This is a genomic window from Mesorhizobium sp. BR1-1-6, from assembly GCF_020165355.1.
Classification (GTDB): domain Bacteria; phylum Pseudomonadota; class Alphaproteobacteria; order Rhizobiales; family Rhizobiaceae; genus Mesorhizobium.
The window spans coordinates 15,428-33,951 of the sequence record NZ_JAIUHZ010000018.1; the positions used below are offsets into that span (position 1 = coordinate 15,428).

At 63.3% G+C, this 18,524-nt stretch carries 20 protein-coding genes and 1 riboswitch; of the genes, 15 read left to right on the top strand and 5 right to left on the bottom strand.

The window, feature by feature from the left end:
* Window positions 1–26 precede the first annotated feature (26 nt).
* A complete protein-coding gene (locus tag LB545_RS24705; RefSeq protein WP_140496659.1) occupies window positions 27–434 on the top strand; it encodes a tellurite resistance TerB family protein in 408 nt (135 codons plus the stop codon).
* A gap of 68 nt (window positions 435–502) precedes the next feature.
* On the opposite strand, the gene LB545_RS24710 is transcribed toward LB545_RS24705, so the two are convergent.
* The gene (locus LB545_RS24710; protein ID WP_140496656.1) at window positions 503–1,354 is read right to left on the bottom strand and encodes a transporter substrate-binding domain-containing protein; all 852 of its coding nucleotides are present in this window, start codon (window positions 1,352–1,354) and stop codon (window positions 503–505) included.
* A 60-nt stretch (window positions 1,355–1,414) separates the two neighbouring features.
* Between LB545_RS24710 and LB545_RS24715 the strand changes: the two genes are divergently transcribed.
* From LB545_RS24715 to LB545_RS24725, 3 genes are all read left to right on the top strand, one after another.
* Window positions 1,415–2,341, top strand: coding sequence for a helix-turn-helix transcriptional regulator (locus LB545_RS24715; RefSeq protein ID WP_224618212.1), 927 nt, complete (start codon window positions 1,415–1,417; stop codon window positions 2,339–2,341).
* Between the two features lie 96 nt (window positions 2,342–2,437).
* Window positions 2,438–3,076, top strand: a complete 639-nt coding sequence (locus LB545_RS24720; protein ID WP_140496654.1) for an acyl-homoserine-lactone synthase — start codon at window positions 2,438–2,440, stop codon at window positions 3,074–3,076.
* Between the two features lie 14 nt (window positions 3,077–3,090).
* Window positions 3,091–3,840 (top strand): enoyl-CoA hydratase-related protein, encoded by a 750-nt coding sequence (locus LB545_RS24725; protein ID WP_140496652.1) that lies wholly within the window; start codon window positions 3,091–3,093, stop codon window positions 3,838–3,840.
* A 56-nt stretch (window positions 3,841–3,896) separates the two neighbouring features.
* On the opposite strand, the gene ppk2 is transcribed toward LB545_RS24725, so the two are convergent.
* Window positions 3,897–4,805 (bottom strand): polyphosphate kinase 2, encoded by a 909-nt coding sequence (gene ppk2 / locus LB545_RS24730; RefSeq protein WP_140580395.1) that lies wholly within the window; start codon window positions 4,803–4,805, stop codon window positions 3,897–3,899.
* Between the two features lie 194 nt (window positions 4,806–4,999).
* On the opposite strand from ppk2, the gene LB545_RS24735 reads away from it, so the two are divergent.
* The 3 genes from LB545_RS24735 to LB545_RS24745 all read left to right on the top strand — a co-directional run bounded on the left by LB545_RS24735 (window position 5,000) and on the right by LB545_RS24745 (window position 8,180).
* Window positions 5,000–6,265 (top strand): ATP-binding protein, encoded by a 1,266-nt coding sequence (locus LB545_RS24735; protein WP_224705992.1) that lies wholly within the window; start codon window positions 5,000–5,002, stop codon window positions 6,263–6,265.
* Between the two features lie 112 nt (window positions 6,266–6,377).
* On the top strand, window positions 6,378–7,103 hold the full coding sequence (gene phoU / locus LB545_RS24740; RefSeq protein WP_140496645.1) for a phosphate signaling complex protein PhoU: 726 nt from the start codon (window positions 6,378–6,380) through the stop codon (window positions 7,101–7,103).
* Between the two features lie 96 nt (window positions 7,104–7,199).
* Entirely contained in the window at window positions 7,200–8,180 is a 981-nt protein-coding gene (locus LB545_RS24745) for a magnesium and cobalt transport protein CorA (RefSeq protein WP_224705993.1), read from the top strand.
* 156 nt (window positions 8,181–8,336) lie between these two features.
* Here LB545_RS24745 and LB545_RS24750 read toward each other — a convergent pair whose 3' ends face one another.
* Complete coding sequence (locus LB545_RS24750; protein WP_140496642.1) at window positions 8,337–8,855, bottom strand: GcrA family cell cycle regulator; 519 nt, start codon at window positions 8,853–8,855, stop codon at window positions 8,337–8,339.
* A gap of 355 nt (window positions 8,856–9,210) precedes the next feature.
* Between LB545_RS24750 and LB545_RS24755 the strand changes: the two genes are divergently transcribed.
* From LB545_RS24755 to LB545_RS24765, 3 genes are all read left to right on the top strand, one after another.
* Window positions 9,211–10,410 (top strand): aspartate aminotransferase family protein, encoded by a 1,200-nt coding sequence (locus LB545_RS24755; RefSeq protein WP_140523959.1) that lies wholly within the window; start codon window positions 9,211–9,213, stop codon window positions 10,408–10,410.
* A gap of 15 nt (window positions 10,411–10,425) precedes the next feature.
* Window positions 10,426–11,337: an ornithine carbamoyltransferase gene (gene argF / locus LB545_RS24760; protein WP_140496638.1), complete on the top strand. Its 912-nt coding sequence runs from the start codon at window positions 10,426–10,428 to the stop codon at window positions 11,335–11,337.
* 123 nt (window positions 11,338–11,460) lie between these two features.
* Window positions 11,461–12,492 carry an Hsp33 family molecular chaperone gene (locus tag LB545_RS24765; protein ID WP_140513251.1) on the top strand — a complete coding sequence of 344 codons (1,032 nt, stop codon included), beginning with the start codon at window positions 11,461–11,463 and terminating at the stop codon, window positions 12,490–12,492.
* A 137-nt stretch (window positions 12,493–12,629) separates the two neighbouring features.
* On the opposite strand, the gene apaG is transcribed toward LB545_RS24765, so the two are convergent.
* On the bottom strand, window positions 12,630–13,022 hold the full coding sequence (apaG, locus tag LB545_RS24770; RefSeq protein WP_140496634.1) for a Co2+/Mg2+ efflux protein ApaG: 393 nt from the start codon (window positions 13,020–13,022) through the stop codon (window positions 12,630–12,632).
* 231 nt (window positions 13,023–13,253) lie between these two features.
* Here apaG and LB545_RS24775 point away from each other — a divergent pair, with 231 nt between their 5' ends.
* From LB545_RS24775 to LB545_RS24785, 3 genes are all read left to right on the top strand, one after another.
* Window positions 13,254–14,405, top strand: a complete 1,152-nt coding sequence (locus LB545_RS24775; protein ID WP_140560867.1) for a ceramide glucosyltransferase — start codon at window positions 13,254–13,256, stop codon at window positions 14,403–14,405.
* Window positions 14,406–14,512: 107 nt separating this feature from the next.
* The gene (locus LB545_RS24780; RefSeq protein ID WP_140513255.1) at window positions 14,513–14,782 is read left to right on the top strand and encodes a BrnT family toxin; all 270 of its coding nucleotides are present in this window, start codon (window positions 14,513–14,515) and stop codon (window positions 14,780–14,782) included.
* Entirely contained in the window at window positions 14,766–15,092 is a 327-nt protein-coding gene (locus LB545_RS24785) for a BrnA antitoxin family protein (protein ID WP_140496628.1), read from the top strand. Before LB545_RS24780 ends, LB545_RS24785 begins: the two co-directional genes overlap by 17 nt.
* 21 nt (window positions 15,093–15,113) lie before the next feature.
* On the opposite strand, the gene LB545_RS24790 is transcribed toward LB545_RS24785, so the two are convergent.
* Window positions 15,114–16,301 (bottom strand): O-succinylhomoserine sulfhydrylase, encoded by a 1,188-nt coding sequence (locus tag LB545_RS24790; RefSeq protein ID WP_140560866.1) that lies wholly within the window; start codon window positions 16,299–16,301, stop codon window positions 15,114–15,116.
* A gap of 57 nt (window positions 16,302–16,358) precedes the next feature.
* Window positions 16,359–16,436, bottom strand: a riboswitch (SAM riboswitch).
* A 77-nt stretch (window positions 16,437–16,513) separates the two neighbouring features.
* Here LB545_RS24790 and LB545_RS24795 point away from each other — a divergent pair.
* Together LB545_RS24795 and LB545_RS24800 are read left to right on the top strand one after the other, a co-directional pair.
* A complete protein-coding gene (locus LB545_RS24795) occupies window positions 16,514–17,608 on the top strand; it encodes a 2'-deoxycytidine 5'-triphosphate deaminase (RefSeq protein WP_140496624.1) in 1,095 nt (364 codons plus the stop codon).
* Between the two features lie 98 nt (window positions 17,609–17,706).
* The gene (locus LB545_RS24800; protein WP_140496622.1) at window positions 17,707–18,480 is read left to right on the top strand and encodes an ABC transporter substrate-binding protein; all 774 of its coding nucleotides are present in this window, start codon (window positions 17,707–17,709) and stop codon (window positions 18,478–18,480) included.
* The last annotated feature ends 44 nt before the right edge of the window (window positions 18,481–18,524 follow it).

Consider the following 18,524-nt stretch of genomic DNA (forward strand, 5'->3'; position numbering starts at 1 on the left):
CGCAGCCCGTATCGAGGAGTTGTTGAATGCCGACCCCGCATGAAGCGCTGATCTACCTGATGGTCATCACCTCCGCCTCCGACCGCGACATGACGGATGTCGAGCTGGCGCGGATCGGCGAGGTCGTCCGCTCATGGCCGGTATTCGAGGATTTCGACCACGACCGCCTGGTTGGCGTCGCCCAGGCCTGCCAGAAGAAGCTGCATGAAAAGGGCGGGCTGGAGGGTGTCCTGGCAAGCGTGGCCGAGGCCCTGCCGGAGCGCCTGCGCGACACCGCCTATGCAGCCGCTTTCGAGGTCGCGGCCGTCGATCTCGAAATGCGGATGGAGGAGGTGCGGGTGCTCCAACTCATTCGCCTCAAGCTCGATCTCGACACGCTGACCGTCGCGGCGATCGCCCGTGCGGCCAAGGCGCGCCTGCGCACGCTGACCTGAGCGGCGACACTCAACCGACCGGAAGAAACTGATCGGGACCGGATCAGAAAAAGCTGACCGGGACCGGATCAGAAGAAACTGACCGGAAAATAGCGCAGGTAGAACTCGGCGAACGTGCCTTTCAGCGAAATCTCCTGCAGCGCGTAGTCGAGAGCGGCGGCCAGCGCCGGGTCATCGGATCGGGCGGCGACGGCCATGCCCGAACCCAGATATTCCGGCGCCAGATAAGGTCCGCCGGCAAAGCGGCAGCAGCCGGCCGCATCCGAACCGCCCAGCCAGAAGGCGAAACGCATGCCGTCGCCGAAGGCGGCATCGATCTTGCCGGCCTTGAGGTTGGCGTAGAGGTCTTCCGGCCTGTCGAAGGTGACGACCTGAACGGTGTTGAAATAATCGCGCAGCATGCGCTCATGCGCCGAGCCTGATATCACGCCGACACGCTTGCCGCGCAGCTTGGCGAACAGCGGCTCGGTCAGCGCCTCGCCCTTCGGCATGATGAAGCGCGCCGGAAATTGCAGGTAGGACCGCGAGAAGGCGTATGTCTGGCGTGACTGCGGCGTCGCGGCGATGCCGGCAATGATCGCTTCGCCTTCGCCTTTCTCAAGCGCTCCTTCGAGCTCGGCCCAGGGCAATGCCTGGATCTGACATTTGTCGACGATGCCGAGCTCGGCGCAGATGGCGCGCGCCAGGTCGATGTGGAAACCGGACAGCTTTCCCGCGGCGTCCAGGAAGTTGAAGGGCGGGAAATCGGTGGTGGTCAGGAACCGCAGCCGCGGCAGTGCGGAGAGATCCGGTTTCGGTAGCCGCTCCTTGGCATCCCACAGCACCGGCACCTGCGGCTCGGCCGCGCGCGCGCGCTCACCCAACGCCAGCGACGCGATCAGCATCGACGCAAGGACGAGAGACCTCCGCTGGAACGCCATGATAAACTTCCACCGCACCTGTGTTCGCATCGGTTCTGGTACGAAAATAGTACAGGCACAATGCTTTTTGATTTCAACGCGTCGATTTCAGGATATGCTTTAGCAGGTTTGCAAACAGCGGTGGCTGCCCGGGTGGGGACCAGGGTCGAGAACCACAACCACAAGGCAACGCTTTGCAATCCCTGGTCGGTGGCGAAGTGCCAACAAGGCACGGATCATCGATTTCAACGAGGCAACATGGGGTTTGATGTTGCGATGGGTCAGTTCGATCGCACGCTGGAATACATAGATCACCTGCAGCAAGCCGGAACGGCGGCTGCGGTTTGCGAGAGGCTGTTGGGCATAACGTCGGATTTTGGCCTGACCGCTCTGATGGCGGGCACCGTACCGCAACCGGGCACGCCGACCGGCCAGCAAAAGCAGCATGTGCTGCTTTGCGACTGGCCTGTCGAATGGTTGGAGCGCTACGTGGCGCGCAACTATGTCGATCACGACCCGATCGTCAGCCACATGAAACAGTTGCAGGCGCCGTTCCAGTGGCGGGAAGCGGCCCAGGGCGTTAGCATCGACAGAAGCAGCGGCGAAGTGATGGGCGACGCCGTCGTGTTCAAGCTGCGCGACGGGCTGGCCTTCCCGCTGATCACGCTCGACGGCCAGATCGTCATGGTGTCACTGGGTGGCGAGGCCGTGGAACTGTCCGCCGCCGAGTTCGGCCTGGTGTCGCTGGTGTCGACCTATGCGGTGGGCCGCGCCATGCAGCTTCACACGAAGGCCAGCAAGACCATCGATAGCGTAGAGCTGACACCGCGCGAACGCGAATGCCTGCAATGGGCCGCCGTCGGCAAGTCCGAATGGGAGATTTCGCAAATCCTCGGCATCTCGGAACACACGTCGGAGAAACACCTCCTTAACGCCAAAAGCAAACTCGGCGCCGTCAACCGCGTACAGGCAGTCGCTGAAGCGATAAGGCGCGGCTATATTAGTTAGGTCGGCCGGGTCGGCCTAGAAATTCCTGCCTACGTGATCGCGTAATTTTCTTGCGAGGGCACGGCCGTATCTTCCTCTTGAACAGGAGACGGCAAAATGATTTTTTCCCTTACAACAAAAGAACTGATGGAACATCCCGATCTGTGGGAGGCCGTGCATCGGCTGCGCTACAGGATTTTCGTCGAGGAAATGGGGTGGGAGGACCTGCGGCGCCCCGATGGCTTCGAGATCGACCAGTTCGATCATGACGAAGCGGTGCATCAGATCGTCATCAGAGGCAACGAGGTCGCGGGCTATCAGAGGATGTTGCCGACCACGCGGCCACATCTCTTGACCGAGGTGCTGGCCGATCTTTCCGTGGGAACGCCGCCGTCGGGTCCGAACATCTGGGAACTGACCCGCTATGCAGTGGCACCCGGCTTTCGCGACGGCCGCCGAGGCGTTTCGACCGTCGGTACCGAGCTCATTGCCGGCTTCGTCGAGTGGGGGCTGAAGCGCGGCGTCGACAAGGTGATCATCGAGTTCGAGCCGATGTGGGTGCTGCGCGCGCTGCAGCTGCATTTCCTGGCCACGCCGCTGGGCTATCAGCGCACCTATGGCAACCAGCAGGTCGTCGCGACGCTGCTCACCTTCAATGAGCACACGCTGGATGTGGTGCGTTCGCGCCGCAATCACCACGCTCCCGTTCTGGCCAGGGGATATCCCGATATGTTCGGGCAAAGGCGGGCGTCATGAGATCGGAAACGGCCATGAACGCGCACCCGCAACCCGAACTGCGCAACCACACGCTGATCGTCACCGTATCGTCGACCGACGGCCGGCCGGTGCTCGACAGAAGGGCCTATGAAAGCCTGGCAAGGACGTTCCACGAAGCCGCCGACAATGACGACGTTCGTGTCGTCGTGCTGCGCGGCCTGGCGGGCTGCTTCTGCCTCGGCGGCGATTTTTCCGAATTCCTCGACGCTACCAAGCACCAGAAGCTGATCGCCGCCGTCACCGACATGTTCCGCACGCTGGCGACGTTCCCCAAACCCATACTGGCCTGTGTCGACGGCGATGCGGTCGGCGTCGGCTGCACCATCCTGTTCCATTGCGACATGGTGATCGCGTCCGCCGAAAGCACGTTCCGGGTGCCGTTCGTCGATTTCGGCCTGGTGCCGGATGCCGCGACCAGCATCCTGGCGCCGCAGAAGCTCGGCTACGCCGGCGCCTTCCGCTTTTTCTGCCTCGGCGACACGCTGCGCGCCGACGACGCCAGGGCGCTCGGGCTGGTCGCCGAGATTGTCTCCGAAGGCAGCGTCGAGGAGGCAACCCTCGGCCGGGCAAGGCAGCTCGCCAGGAAGCCGGTCGCCGCGTTGCTGCAGACGCGGGGCCTGCTCAAGGGGAACCCCGCGGAACTTTGCGAACGCATCGATCAGGAGATCTCGCTGTTCCAGCAGGCGCTGCAGGACGACACCACGCTGCGGCGGCTGCAGCGGATTGCCCGGTTGGCGGCCTGAGCGTCGCGCCGAAGGCGTTGCGCCACGCGGTCCAGTGCCGCGTGGCGCAGGCACCGTCAGTCCTGTTTTGCCAGGAATGACGGCCCTTCGCCGATGATTTTCTTGTCTTCCTTGCCGATGATGTCGAGGTCGCGGCCGTCATAAGGCAGCGACAGGAGGATGCGCCGCATCACCGCCAGCCGCGCGCGGCGCTTGTCGTTGGCACGCACGATGATCCACGGAGCGAATTCCTTGTGGGTGCGCTCGAACATGGTATCGCGCGCCCTGGTGTAATCGTCCCACTTGGTAATGCCGGCAATGTCGATCGGCGAAAACTTCCAGCTCTTCAGCGGACTGTGGCGGCGATCGTGAAATCGCTCGAGCTGCGTTTCCCGGCCGATGTTCAGCCAGAATTTGAAGAAGTGGATGCCGTCATTGACGATCATCCTTTCGAAGTGCGGTGTCTCGTCGAGAAACTTCTCGTGCTGTTCTGGCGTGCAGAAGCCCATCACCGGTTCGACGCCGGCGCGGTTGTACCAGGAACGGTCGAACGTGACGAATTCGCCCGCGGTCGGGAAGTGGTCCGCATAACGCTGGTAGTACCATTGCCCCAGCTCGGTCGGCGTCGGCTTGGTCAGCGCCACGTTGCGTGCCGTGCGCGGATTGAGGTACTGGCGCAGGACGAAAATCGTGCCGCCCTTGCCGGCCGCGTCGCGGCCCTCGAACAGCGCCATCATCCGCTTGCCTGTCGACTGCAGCCACGCCTGCGCCTTGACCAGCTCGATCTGCAAGGCCTCGAGCGTCTCGTCATACTCGTCGCTCTTCATCTTCTTGTCGTAGGGATAGCCGCCCGCGGTCAGCTTGCGCTCCTCGACCCAGTCCGGCAGTGCCGGATTCTCGATGTCGAACTCCCGCTCCTTGCCGTTGATCCTGAGCTTCAGCGGCCCCTGGGTCGGCGCGGCGGTGTTTTCCTTGGCTTTTTTCATCGAGGCGAACCTTTCCAGCTTACGGACTCGTGCTATTGAGCCATTGCAGTGCCGCGCGCCGCTTCAGACGCAAAGGGCGCTGCACTTTTGGATTTTGCGCATGATCCTTTCCGAAAATCGATTCTGATTTTTCGGCGTCATGCGCCAGGCCGGTCCAGCGAAATTGCCGGACCGGGAGCGGGGCGCAGGCGCGAATGGCGGACCAGGGCGCAGACGAGAAGGGTATGGCGCAAGCGCTTGCCGCGCGGCTGTGGAACAGCCGATGGTTGCTGGTCGCCGGTCTTGTCGCGGTCATGGCGGTTTATGCCTTTGCGGGCATTTCCGCCTATGTGCTGCTGCCGGCGCTGGCTTTGCTGCTGGTGGCGGCGATGATACCGGCTGGAGCCACGCGCCAGCACGGCGAAAGCGGCGCGGCGATCGAGGCCATCGGTCTGCAACGCCTGTCCGGCGAATATCTGGCGGCGGCCGTCGCCGACCCCTTGATCATCTTCGACCATGCCGCGGCGATCGTTCATGCCAACGCCGCCGCCTTCGCCGCCTTCGGCGGCATCGCGCCTGGCGTATCGTTGTCGCTGAAATTCCGGGCGCCGGAAATGCAGGCTCTTCTGGACGGCGTGCTGTCGGGCGAGGTCGCGTCGGATGTCATCGATTACACCGAGAGGCTGCCGGTCGAGCGGACTTACCGGGTCAGTGCCTCCTCCGTCGGTCACGGCACTGATCTCTACGTGATGGTGTTCAAGGACCAGAGCGAAGCGCGCCGCATCGACCGCATGCGCGCAGATTTCATCGCCAATGCCAGCCACGAATTGCGCACGCCGCTCGCCTCGATATCGGGTTTCATCGAAACGCTGCGCGGACCGGCCCGCAATGACCCGGCGGCGCGCGAGCAGTTCCTGCAGATCATGCAGAACCAGACCGGCCGCATGGCACGCCTGATCGATGACCTTTTGTCGCTGTCGCGGCTGGAGATGAAGCCCTATCTGCGGCCGGGGACCGAGGTCGACCTGCGCCAGACCGTCGACAGCGTCATCGATTCGCTGGCCCCGCTGGCGCGGGAAAACGGCGTCGTCATCGAGCGGGATTTCGCCGACGGCCCTCTCGACGTGCCGGGCGACCGCGACGAACTGTTCCAGGTCTTCGAGAACCTTCTGGAAAACGCCTGCAAATATGGGCAGTCGGGCGGCCGCGTGGTGGTGTCGATCGAGCGCGGCGACGCCGAGGGCGAAGCGGGCATCGACGTGACGATCAGGGATTTTGGCCCCGGCATTCCCGAGGAGCACATTCCGCGCATCACGGAGCGCTTCTATCGCGTCGACGTCGAGAGCAGTCGAACCCAGAAGGGCACAGGCCTTGGCCTGTCGATCGTCAAGCATATCCTGACGCGCCACAACGCCAGGCTCTCGATCAAGTCCGAAGTCGGCAAGGGCGCCGCCTTCTCGGTTCATTTGCCGGCGGCCTGAGCCGCCCTAGTTTCCAAGGTGCCATTTCTTTTTTCTGTCATCCGGTTAGCGTATCAGCGGGGATTCGAGGAAACGACTCAAAATCAGATCATCCGTGGGAAGGCATCCGGTCATGCAGTCCGTGCACATAGTCAGCGCCTATGACGAGGAGCTGAAAGATCTGTCGAAGCGCATCGCCGCCATGGGCGGACATGCCGAACGCATGGTCGAACAGGCGATCTCCGCCTTGGTCAATGCCGATCCCGGCCTTGCCCAGAAGGTGATCCGCGACGACGCCGTCCTCGACGAAGGCCAGCGCGAAATCGACGACAGGGCAATCATCATCATCGCCCGGCGCCAGCCGATGGCGACGGACTTGCGCGAGATCGTCGGCGCGATCCGCATCTCGGCCGATCTCGAGCGGGTCGGCGATCTCGGCAAGAATGTCGCCAAGCGTGTGGTGGCGGTTGCCGACGGGCGCCAGCCGACCAGCCTGTTCCGCGGCCTCGAAGCCCTGGCCGACCTGGCGTTGACCCAACTCAAGGAAGTGCTCGACGTCTACGCCTCGCGCTCGGTCGAAAGGATCGGCTTCGTACGTGACCGCGACGACCAGATCGACGCCATGTACACGTCGCTGTTTCGCGAATTGCTGACCTACATGATGGAAGATCCGCGCAACATCACGCCCTGCACGCATCTGCTGTTCTGCGCCAAGAACATCGAACGCATCGGTGACCATGCCACCAACATTGCCGAGACGATCTACTATATCGTCACCGGCGACCAGATGCCTGCCGACCGGCCGAAGGGCGACAAGACGGACAAGATCGGCCTTTCCGCAACGCAGCCGATCAAGTGAACGCACTTTCTCTCGAACGCTTGGTCGTATTGCGCTAGACTATCCCTGAGGCAAGCCTGCTGGTTCCCAGCAAAGGCAGTGCTTCGGGAGGCTGCGATGGAATATGTCCGGGACTTCAAGCCCGCGCCGCCGACATCGGCCGTCATCGCCTCCAGCGTCTACACAGCCGGGCGCCGCATCGCCGACATCCCGATCGAGGAAGCCGGCACATGGGCCAGGAAAGCGGGACACGTCGTGTGGATCGGGCTGCTTGAACCCGACCGCGAGCTTCTGCTGCGCGTGCAGGCGCAATTTCATCTGCATGAGCTCGCAATCGAGGATGCCGAGCATCCGCACCAGCGGCCGAAGATCGAGCAATATGGCGATGCGCTGTTCATCGTCGCCCGCACCGCGCAGCTGATCGAGGGCCGCGTCACCTTCGGCGAGACGCATCTGTTCGTGGGCAGCGGCTACATCGTCAGCGTCAGGCACGGCCCTTCGACATCCTATGCTGTGGTGCGCCAGCACTGGGAAAGCTGCCCGCATTCACTGGCCAAGGGCGAGGATTTCGTCCTCTATGCCATTCTCGATTTCATCGTCGACAACTACATGCCGGTGCTCGAGCAGATCGAGGATGAGGTCGAGGCGATCGAGGACCGGGTCCTGCTGAAGCCGATGACCGGCCCCGATATCGAACGCCTTTATATGCTGCGCCGCGATCTGTTGCGGCTGCGCAATGCCGCACTGCCGCTGGTGGAGGTCTGCCGCCGGCTGACCAGCGCCGACCTGCCGCAGATCCATTCAGCCATGCACCCGCTGTTTCGCGACGTGACCGACCATATCCGCACTGTCCAGGAAAAGATCGACAGCTTGCGCGAAGTGCTGGCCTTCGCCTTCGAGGCGAGCCTGCTGGTGGGCCAGAGCCAGGAAACGGCGATCTCCAAAAAGCTCGCCTCATGGGCGGCAATCCTGGCCGTGCCGACAGCCTTCGCGGGCATATACGGCATGAATTTCAGCGACATGCCGGAACTGAAGATGGAATACGGCTACCCGATGGTGCTGCTGGCGATCGCGCTGATCTGCAGCTTCCTCTACTGACGGTTTCGCAAGAATGGATGGCTGTGAGAGTAGGGCAGTAGGGCAGTAGGGCAGTAGGGCAGTAGGGCAGTAGGGCAGTAGGGCAGTAGGGCAGTAGGTTAAGAGCACGCTCGGGAGCGCAAATTCAAAACAGACTGCCCTACTGCCTTAGTCCCCTTATCTGTTCCGCCTCCGCTCCGCTGCCGGCTGGAACGCCACGCGGGCATGGTATTTACAATAGGGGCCGGTTTCGGCGGCTTCGTTGCCGCAGAAATTGAAGTCCTCCGACAGCGGATCGCCGTTCGGCCATTTGCAGGTGCGCTCGGTGAGTTCGGTGAGCTGGAGATGCCGCGAGATCGGCACCACCACATTCTCGACCGGCCGGATATAGTGGCGGGCCACCGGCTCGGCATCGAACTGCGCTTGCAGCGCCGTTGCTCCGATCGATGTCGTGACGTGGCGGGTCGCACTCGCGGGGCGCGACACCGATTTCTGCGCGCCCGACCCTTGCGCCGTCTTCTTCTGGCGTGCCGGCGCTGCCGTGGCGCGCCCGCGGCCCGACAATTTCAGCCGGTGCACCTTGCCGATGACGGCATTGCGGCTGACCCCTCCAAGCTGGGCAGCAATCTGGCTTGCGCTCAGACCCTCCGACCACAGTTTTCTCAAGAGTTCGACCCGCTCGTCAGTCCAATTCATGACCGCGCTCCTGCTAAGCGTACGGCAATCGGAATCCATTCCCGGCCCAGCACCACTGCTGGGGCAGACACCACATATATCTGGTGATTAGGTCCGCCGCACGAAATCTAGTTATTTCCCGACTACAACTACCTTATGCGCTGACTCGGTGACAAGAGTCCGAAGTGCAACACGAATCGGTTTTTTCGGTTTTCCCCAACTTGCCAGCTCACTTATGAGCCGGCGTCCCGTCGGGAGGCTTGCCGCGCGCCACTACGCGACGTTTTCGTTGACTTCATGGCTGAAAAACCCGATAAGCCGCAAAGGCCGCCGCTTTGGCGGCTTTTTTGATTTTCCGGTTCCGGAGACGCATATAATGAGCGGTTCGGCGCTTTTCGAGACCTTTGCTCGCGCACCCCTGGCCTTCGATCACGGGGAAGGCACTTGGCTGGTTACCGACAAGGGCGAGCGATATCTCGACTTTGCCGGCGGCATAGCCGTCAATTCGCTGGGCCACGGCCATCCGCATCTGGTCGCGGCGCTCACCGAGCAGGCTGCCAAACTCTGGCACGTCTCCAATCTCTACGAGATCCCGGGGCAGAGCCGGCTCGGCGAGCGGCTGGCCGACGCCACCTTCGCAGACAAGGTGTTCTTCACCAATTCTGGCGCCGAGGCGCTGGAATGCGCGATAAAGACGGCGCGGCGCTACCATTTCGTCAAGGGGCATCCCGAGCGCTTCCGCGTCATCACTTTCGAAGGCGCCTTCCATGGCCGCACGCTGGCGACCATCGCGGCCGGCGGCCAGTACAAATATCTCGAAGGTTTCGGCCCGAAGGTCGAGGGTTTCGACCAGGTCGGCTTCGACGATATCGACGCCGCCGAAAAGGCGATCACGCCGGAGACCGCGGCGATCCTGATCGAACCGGTGCAGGGCGAGGGCGGTATCCGCCCGGTGCCGACACAATCGCTGAAGCGGCTGCGGCAGCTCTGCGACCAGCACGGCCTGCTGTTGATCTACGATGAGGTCCAGTGCGGCATCGGCCGCACCGGCAAGCTGTTCGCGCATGAATGGTCGGGGGTCGCTCCAGACATTATGGCCATCGCCAAAGGCATTGGCGGTGGCTTCCCGATGGGCGCCTGCCTTGCCACCGACGAGGCGGCTGTCGGCATGACCGCGGGCGTCCACGGCACTACGTTCGGCGGCAACCCGCTGGCCATGGCGGTCGGCAATGCCGTGCTCGACGTGGTGCTGGAGGAGGGCTTCCTGGCGGATGTGCAGCGCAAGGCGCTGTTGTTGAAGCAAGGGCTGGCAGGGGTGGCCGACGAATTCCCCGAGGTCATCGAGGACATCAGGGGCACGGGGCTGATGCTGGGCCTCAAATGCGCCATGCCCAACGGCAAGGTGAACATGGCGCTGCGCGACCAGCATCTGCTCGCGGTTCCGGCCGGCGACAACGTCATTCGCCTGCTGCCGCCGCTCACCGTCACGGACAGCGAGATCCATGAAGCGCTGGAGCGCATTCGCGCCGGCGCCAAGGCCCTGTCCGAGGCCATCGCCGCTGAAGCCGCGAAGTAAATTCGAAAGCTCCTGATGTCACTTCGTCATTTCACCGACCTCTCCGCCGTTTCCGAAGGCGACCTGCGCTCCATGCTGACCGACGCAGTGGAGCGCAAGGCGCGCCTCAAGGCGGGCGAGCGCTCGAAACCGCTCGAAGGCAAGGTGCTGGCGATGATCTTCGACAAGCCGTCGACGCGCACGCGCGTCTCCTTCGATGTCGGCATGCGTCAGCTTGGCGGCGAGACCATCATGCTGACCGGCACCGAGATGCAGCTCGGCCGCTCCGAGACCATCGCCGACACCGCCAAGGTTCTGTCGCGCTATGTCGATGCCATCATGATCCGCACCACGTCGCATGAGCGGCTGCTGGAGCTGACCGAGAATGCGACCATCCCGGTGATCAACGGGCTCACCGACGATACCCATCCTTGCCAGCTGATGGCCGACATCATGACCTTCGAGGAGCATCGCGGTCCGGTCGCCGGCAAGACCATCGCCTGGACCGGCGACGGCAACAACGTGCTGCATTCGCTGCTGGAAGCCTCGGCGCGGTTCCGCTTCAACCTCAACGTCGCCGTGCCCGAAGGCAGCGAGCCGGCGCAGAAGCATGTCGACTGGTCAAAGGCGCATGGCGGCAAGCTCTCCTTTACCCGCTCGCCAGAGGAAGCCGTCGACCAGGCCGACTGCATCGTCACCGACTGCTGGGTGTCGATGGGCCAGGAGCACCGCGCCCGCGGCCACAACGTGTTTTCGCCCTACCAGGTCAACGCCAAGCTGATGGCCAAGGCAAAGCCCGACGCGCTGTTCATGCATTGCCTGCCGGCGCATCGCGGCGAGGAAGTGACGGACGAGGTCATCGACGGTCCGCATTCGGTGGTCTTCGACGAGGCCGAGAACCGGCTCCACGCCCAGAAGGCCGTGCTTGCCTGGTGTCTTGGGGCCTGAAGTGGACTTGAAGTGTCTTGGCGCTTGACGTGCCGGGGAACTTGATCTCCGGAGGCGCGATGCCTATCTGCGCGGCATCACGCAAATCAAGCGCGTTTAGACGCATGCTCCCCAAAGGGCGGCATGGCCGCGCCCTGGAGCTTTGTCATGCTGGAAACCCATCAAGTGGCTGAACATCACCCCAAACTCGGCGAATTCGGTTACGCCGGCGATGATCACGTTGTGCCCTTCGAGGTCGGCCCGCTCGATGTGCGCGGCCGCACCGTTCAGCTCGGGCCGATGCTCGATGCGATCCTTGGCCGCCATGATTATCCCGAGCCGGTCGCCCGGTTGCTGGCGGAAGCCTGTGTGCTGACGGTGCTGCTCGGCACCTCGCTCAAGTTCGAGGGCAAGTTCATCCTGCAGACCCGCACCGACGGCCCTGTCGACATGCTGGTCGCGGATTTTTCCACGCCCTCGGCGCTGCGCGCCTATGCGCGCTTCGATGCCGACCGGCTGGAGGCGCTGATTGCGGCCGGCGAGACCTCGCAGCAAACGCTGCTCGGCAATGGTGTGCTGGCGCTGACCATCGACCAAGGTGCTCACACGCAGCGCTACCAGGGCATCGTCCAACTCGACGGCGAGACCCTGGAAGAGGCCGCGCGCACCTATTTCCGCCAGTCGGAGCAGATCCCGACCGATCTCCGGCTTTCGGTCGCCAAGCTTTTGACGCCCGGCCCCGGCGGCGCGCGCGAGCAGTGGCGGGCGGGCGGCATCCTGGCGCAATTCCTGCCGCAGGCCTCCGAGCGCATGCGCGTTCCTGACCTGCCCGGCGGGGATGGCGATCCGCGCGAGGAGATCCACGATCCCACAGACAATTCCTGGCAGGAATTGCTGGCGCTGCTCGGCACCATCGAGCCGACCGAACTGATCGATCCGACCATCGGCGCAGAGCGGCTGCTCTATCGTCTGTTCCACGAGCATGGCGTGCGCGTCTTCGGCGGCGTTCCCGTCGCCGATCAGTGCTCATGCTCCCGCGACAAGATCCGCGGCATCCTCGAGGGCTTCTCCGCGCAGGAGATCAAGGACAGCACCGAGGACGGTGGGATCCACGTCGCCTGCGAGTTCTGCTCGACGCAATATGACTTCGACCCGGCGGAATTTACGACGCAGTAGGGTTCCACCTTCTCCCCGTTCTACGGGGAGAAGGTGCCCGAAGGGCGGATGAGGGGCGGCGCTGCCCCTCATTCCTGCCGGACATTTCTCGCCGTATAGTGACGGGGAGAACGACGCTGTCGCCGATTTCGCCTCGTCTAATTCACCGTCCGCCTTGTCCCCGGCAGGTCGAGTGAGAAGGCGGGGATGGCGATGTCGAATGTCTCGCCCCGCTCGTTGCGCATGGTGTAGTGACCGACCATGATCCCCGACGGGGTCGAGAGCGGACAGCCCGACGTGTATTGATAGCTGTCGCCGGGATTGAGTTCGGGCTGATCGCCGACCACGCCGGCACCTCGCACTTCCTCGACCCGGCCGGCGCCGTCGGTTATGTGCCAATAGCGCGACAACAGCTGCACGAATTCGTCGGACTGGTTGTCGATCGTTATCTGGTAGCCCCAGACATAGCGGTTTTCCGAAGGATCCGAGCGGTCCTCGAGATAGAACGGCCTGACCTGCACTTCGATGTTGCGCGTGACGGCGCGGTACATGAGCGGCTCCAAAACAAATCCGGTGTGGAACATTCGGCGCTCTTTGCGGTTCGATCAACCGTGCGCGTCCGAGTTGCTGTCCCTGAAGGGCAGGTGCCGACAAACAATGTCATTTGAGTGACACATGACAATGATGGTGTGCACCAGCAATGCCGGGCGACTCGGGCGCTCTGTCGAACTGTCGAAAACGGCCGCCAAGCGGGCCGGGTTTTCTGGAGTGACCGGATATCGATGGAACTCGCTCTCATAACCGGCTCGCTTTCGATCGCTCTCATCGCCTCAAATCTCGCCAGCATCCTGCTCGCCTGCTCGCGCCTGAAACGGCGCGCCGCCATCGCGCCGCCGGCCGGCAAGCCGCTGCCTGTCTCGATCGTCATCCCGGCGCGCGGCGTCGAGCCGTTTACCCATGAGACGCTTGAGCGCGCTTTCTCGCTCGACTGGCCGCGCTACGAACTGATCTTCTGTGTCGCCCATGCCGACGACCCCGCGGTCAAGCCGATCCGCGCCGCGATTGCCCGCTTTCCAGCCGTGCCGGCCCGCCTGCTCACCGGCGACGACCGCGTCAGCGCCAACCCGAAACTGAACAACTGCGTCAAGGGCTGGGAGGCAGCGCGCCACGACTGGGTCATTCTCGCCGATTCCAACGTGCTGATGCCGAAAGACTACGTCCAGCACCTGATGGCGGCATGGCGGCGGGACACCGGCCTGGTTTGCTCGACGCCGATCGGTTCGCGGCCCGACGGCTTCTGGGCAGAAGTCGAATGCGCTTTCCTCAACACGCTGCAGGCGCGCTGGCAATATGCCGGCGAGGCGCTTGGCCTCGGCTTTGCCCAGGGCAAGAGCATGTTGTGGAACAAGCAGATGCTCGACGCCAATGGCGGCATCCGTGCGCTCGCCGCCGAGATCGCGGAGGATGCCGCGTCGACCAAACTGGTCAACAGGCTCGGCCTGCGCGTCAATCTCGTCGCTTCGCCCTTCGAGCAGCCGCTCGGGCAGCGCATGCCGGGCGAGATCTGGTCGCGCCAGGCCCGCTGGGCGCGCCTGCGCCGCGTCACCTTTCCGCTGTTCTTCGCACCCGAGATCCTGACCGGCGTGGCGGCTCCGCTCGTGCTGGCATTGATCGCCGCGGCCAGCGCCGGCGTCAGCCTGCCCATGACAGCGCTTTGCGTGCTGGCGCTCGCCTACCTGCCGGAATGCATGCTCGCCTCGGCAAAGGGCTGGTATCTGTCGCCGCGCATCGTCACCGCGATGATCGCACGCGACCTGATTTTGCCCGCGATCTGGATGCGCGGTTGGCTGGGCGGGGCCGTCGACTGGCGCGGCAACGCCATGACCATCGGCACCCAGGCGGCCGAGCTCGAAGAGACGCCCTCCCGCGCTTGATGTCGGCAGTTCAGCTTGATGTCGAGGAAGGTTATCGTATATACAAAAATTGTTGAACTAGGCTCTATTTTTGTGTATACAATAACCTATGGAGCGCCCCGACGGCGATGCTGTTCGAGTGGGATGAAAACAAGGCAAAGACAAACAGGGCCAAGCATGGCGTGGATTTCGCGATCGCTCCGTCCTTCGATTTCGCCAATGCCGTTATCCGGCTCGATGACAGCGAGGATTTTGGCGAGGATCGTCTTGTTGCCATCGGTCTGATCGAGGCTGGCGTTTATGTGATGGTCTATGTCGAGCGAAGCCATGCGATCCGGGTAATTTCGCTACGCAAGGCAACGAGACAGGAGATTACGGACTATGTCGAAAACCTCTAAGACGATCGTTCGCCGCGAGGCTACTCCTCCAAAGCAGTCGCGCGCTGATGCTTTGGGGCTCGCCAGAAAGGCGCTTGGCGCGAGGACCGACGAGGAAGATGCTGCGATCACTGCCGCCGCCGAGGCCGATCCGGATGCGCAGCCGACCGATGCCGCTTCGCGCCGCAAAGTTGGCCGACCGCCGCTTGCGCGACCCAAACGTGCGGTACAGTTGCGCCTCGACGCCGATGTTGTCGACCGTTTCAGGGCCGGTGGTGATGGCTGGCAGACGCGCATGAACGAAGCGTTGCGCAAAGCGGCAGGTCTGTAATCCTCGGTCTGCCACCAGTCCTCATCGGGCCTTCAACGCCTGCGCGATGTCGTCCAGCAAATCGTCGGTATCTTCCAACCCGACCGACAGCCTGAGCGTGCCGGGTCCGATGCCGAGCTCGGCGCGCGCTTCGTCGCTGAGGTTCTTGTGCGTCGTCGTCGCCGGATGGGTGATCAGGCTTTTGGCGTCACCGAGATTGTTCGAGATCAGGACGATGTCGAGCGCGTTCTGCAAGGCGAAGGCACCCTGCTTGCCGCCCTTGACGTCAAAGCAGATCAGGGTGGAGCCGCCCGACATCTGCTTCTTCACGACGTCAGCCTGCGGATGGTCGGCGCGCCCGGGATAGATCACGCGGGCGATCTCCGGCTGCTCGGCCAGAAAATCGGCGATCTTGCCGGCGCTCTCCGTCTGCTGGCGCACGCGCAGCGGCAGCGTTTCCAGGCCCTTCAGCAGCGTCCAGGCATTGAACGGCGACAGGCTGGGGCCCGTATGGCGGAAATAATCGTGCAGGTTCTCGTCGATCCACTTCTTGTCCGACAGGATGACGCCGCCGAGACATCGGCCCTGGCCATCGATGTGCTTGGTCGCCGAATAGACCACGATATGCGCGCCGAGCTGCAACGGCTTCTGCTGCAGCGGCGTGGCGAAGACATTGTCCACGACCAGCCGCGCGCCGATCGAATTGGCAAGCGAAGCGACGGCGGCGATGTCGACCACCTCAAGCGTCGGGTTGGTCGGGCTTTCCAGGAAAAACAGCTTGGTGTTGGGCCGAACCGCCTTTTCCCAATTGGCGATGTCGGTGCCGTCGACCAGCGTCGCCTCGATGCCGTAACGCGGCGCCAGCGTCTCGACCACCCAGCGGCAGGAGCCGAACAGGGCGCGCGCCGCAACGATATGATCGCCGGCCTTGACGCTGCACAGGAGTGCTGCCGTCACCGCCGCCATGCCGGACGCGGTGGCGCGCGCGTCCTCGGCGCCTTCGAGCGCGCACATGCGCTTCTCGAACATGTCGACGGTCGGATTGGCGTAGCGCGAATAGATGAAGCCCGGTTCCTCGCCCTTGAAGCGGGCTTCGGCGGCTTGGGCCGTTTCATAGACATAGCCCTGGGTCAGGTACATCGCCTCGGAAGTTTCACCGAAGCCGGAACGCAGGGTCCCGCCATGCACGAGTGCGGTCTGAGGCTTCCAGTTGCGCGTCTTGCTCGTCATCGTCCTATCCAAACATAAAAAAACCGGCCGCGAAAAAGTCGCAACCGGTCCATGCGGCCTTGCGGCCCGACGGTCCTTTAGCGACTTGTTTAACGTGGCTGCAAGCCGACCGGCCAAATCACCACGGGATAACGACCCTTTAGACCCGCGCCACGCTTGCGTCAATTGCCGGCTTCATTAAGAGACTTGTACCAGCAGAGCGGAGCCAGACTTTGCGGCAGACAGGAATTCTTCCCGATCAGGACATTGCGGCGCTGTTCCAGTCCGGCGCGCTGAAGTCGTCGCGTGCGCTCGACGCCGACCAGATCCAGCCGGCCAGCCTCGATCTGAGGCTCGGCGACAAGGCGTGGCGGGTGCGCGCGTCCTTCCTGCCGGGTCCCAACCACAAGGTCAGTGAAAAACTCGACCGGCTGAAGCTGCACGAGATCAGCCTGGCCGACGGCGCCGTTCTGGAAACCGGCTGCGTCTACATCGTGCCCCTGCTCGAAAGCCTGGCGCTGCCGGCGGAAATTTCGGCGTCCGCCAATCCCAAGAGCTCGACCGGGCGGCTCGATATCTTCACCCGCGTGATGACCGATCGCGGCCACGAGTTCGACAAGATCGCCGCCGGCTATCATGGTCCGCTCTATCTCGAAGTCAGCCCACGCACCTTCCCGATCGTCGTGCGCGCCGGCTCGCGCCTTTCGCAGATACGCTTCCGCACCGGCAATGCGCTGCTCTCGGAAGCAGAGTTGCATCAATTGCACCGGGCCGAAATGCTGGTCGCCACCGAACCGCCGAACATCTCCGGCGGCGGCATCGCATTGTCGATCGATCTCAACGGCGACAGTGACGGGCTGGTCGGCTATCGCGGCAAACACCATACCGGCCTCGTCGATGTCGACAAACGCGCGGCGCAGGAGATCGTCGACTTCTGGGAGCCGATCCACAAGAGCGGCGCCGGCGAGCTGGTGCTCGATCCGGACGAGTTCTACATCCTCGTCAGCCAGGAAGCGGTGCATGTGCCGCCGCTCTACGCGGCCGAAATGACGCCCTTCGATCCGCTGGTGGGCGAGTTCCGTGTCCACTATGCCGGCTTCTTCGATCCGGGTTTCGGCCATTCGGCGGCCGGCGGCACCGGCAGCCGCGCCGTGCTCGAAGTGCGCAGCCATGAGGTGCCGTTCATCCTCGATCATGGCCAGATCGTCGGCCGGCTGGTCTACGAGCATATGCTGAAGCGGCCGCAGGCGCTTTACGGCACCGAGCTCGGCTCGAACTACCAGGCGCAGGGCCTGAAGCTGTCCAAGCACTTTCGCGCCGCGCCCTGAACGCTCATCACCGTCAGGCAAGATACTTGCCTGCGCCGGCTCGCCATGCTTGGCTGCCTCGCCGGCCGCCAACGTGGCGGCGCTCAAGGGGAATGAAAATGCAGATTTCGAAATGGATAATATCGGCGGCGGCCGCCGCCATGCTGACGCTTGGTGCCGGCGCCCTGTCGGCGCATGCGGCGGAGAAAATCAAGATCGGCACCGAGGGAGCCTATCCGCCGTTCAACACCATCACGCCCGACGGCAAGGTCGAGGGCTTCGACATCGACATCGCCAACGCCTTGTGCGCGCAGATGAAGGTCGAATGCGAGATCGTCACCCAGGACTGGGACGGCATTATCCCGGCGCTGCAGGCCAAGAAGTTCGACGCCATCATCGCTTCGATGAGCATCACCGAGGAGCGCAAGAAGCAGGTCGCGTTCACCCACAAATACTATACGACGCCGCTGTCGCTCGTCGCCCTGAAGGACAGCGACATCGCCTCGACCGAACCGGCGGCACTCACCGGCAAGACGGTCGGCGCCCAGGCGGCGACCACGCAGGCCAACTACGCCCAGGACGTCTATGGCAAGGCCGGCGCCGAAGCGAAGCTCTATCCGACCCAGGAAGAGGCAATCACCGATCTCCAGAACGGCCGCCTCGACGCCGTCCTTTCCGACAAGTTCGTGCTGATGGACTGGATGAAGAAGGCGAGCGACGGTTGCTGCAAGATGGTCGGCGACGTCAAGGGCACCGAGACCGAAGCCGGCATTGCCGTGCGCCTCGAGGATACGGCGCTGCGCGACAAGCTCAACGCAGCCATTGACGCCATCGTCGCCGACGGCACCTACAAGAAGATCCAGGACAAGTATTTCGATTTCGATATTTATTGAGATCTGAGACGCTTCTTACCTTCTCCCCTTGTGGGAGAAGGTGG

Excerpts from the sequence above, each read along its gene's own strand:
- LB545_RS24715 (WP_224618212.1), top strand. The coding sequence starts at position 1,415 with ATGCTTTTTGATTTCAACGCGTCGATTTCAGGATATGCTTTAGCAGGT.
- argF (WP_140496638.1), top strand. The coding sequence starts at position 10,426 with ATGTCACTTCGTCATTTCACCGACCTCTCCGCCGTTTCCGAAGGCGAC.
- LB545_RS24750 (WP_140496642.1), bottom strand. The coding sequence starts at position 8,855 with ATGAATTGGACTGACGAGCGGGTCGAACTCTTGAGAAAACTGTGGTCG.
- phoU (WP_140496645.1), top strand. The coding sequence starts at position 6,378 with ATGCAGTCCGTGCACATAGTCAGCGCCTATGACGAGGAGCTGAAAGAT.
- LB545_RS24800 (WP_140496622.1), top strand. The coding sequence starts at position 17,707 with ATGCAGATTTCGAAATGGATAATATCGGCGGCGGCCGCCGCCATGCTG.
- LB545_RS24785 (WP_140496628.1), top strand. The coding sequence starts at position 14,766 with ATGTCGAAAACCTCTAAGACGATCGTTCGCCGCGAGGCTACTCCTCCA.
- LB545_RS24775 (WP_140560867.1), top strand. The coding sequence starts at position 13,254 with ATGGAACTCGCTCTCATAACCGGCTCGCTTTCGATCGCTCTCATCGCC.
- LB545_RS24755 (WP_140523959.1), top strand. The coding sequence starts at position 9,211 with ATGAGCGGTTCGGCGCTTTTCGAGACCTTTGCTCGCGCACCCCTGGCC.
- LB545_RS24710 (WP_140496656.1), bottom strand. The coding sequence starts at position 1,354 with ATGGCGTTCCAGCGGAGGTCTCTCGTCCTTGCGTCGATGCTGATCGCG.
- LB545_RS24745 (WP_224705993.1), top strand. The coding sequence starts at position 7,200 with ATGGAATATGTCCGGGACTTCAAGCCCGCGCCGCCGACATCGGCCGTC.
- ppk2 (WP_140580395.1), bottom strand. The coding sequence starts at position 4,805 with ATGAAAAAAGCCAAGGAAAACACCGCCGCGCCGACCCAGGGGCCGCTG.
- LB545_RS24735 (WP_224705992.1), top strand. The coding sequence starts at position 5,000 with ATGGCGGACCAGGGCGCAGACGAGAAGGGTATGGCGCAAGCGCTTGCC.
- LB545_RS24720 (WP_140496654.1), top strand. The coding sequence starts at position 2,438 with ATGATTTTTTCCCTTACAACAAAAGAACTGATGGAACATCCCGATCTG.
- LB545_RS24705 (WP_140496659.1), top strand. The coding sequence starts at position 27 with ATGCCGACCCCGCATGAAGCGCTGATCTACCTGATGGTCATCACCTCC.
- LB545_RS24765 (WP_140513251.1), top strand. The coding sequence starts at position 11,461 with ATGGCCGCGCCCTGGAGCTTTGTCATGCTGGAAACCCATCAAGTGGCT.
- LB545_RS24790 (WP_140560866.1), bottom strand. The coding sequence starts at position 16,301 with ATGACGAGCAAGACGCGCAACTGGAAGCCTCAGACCGCACTCGTGCAT.
- LB545_RS24780 (WP_140513255.1), top strand. The coding sequence starts at position 14,513 with ATGCTGTTCGAGTGGGATGAAAACAAGGCAAAGACAAACAGGGCCAAG.
- LB545_RS24725 (WP_140496652.1), top strand. The coding sequence starts at position 3,091 with ATGAACGCGCACCCGCAACCCGAACTGCGCAACCACACGCTGATCGTC.
- apaG (WP_140496634.1), bottom strand. The coding sequence starts at position 13,022 with ATGTACCGCGCCGTCACGCGCAACATCGAAGTGCAGGTCAGGCCGTTC.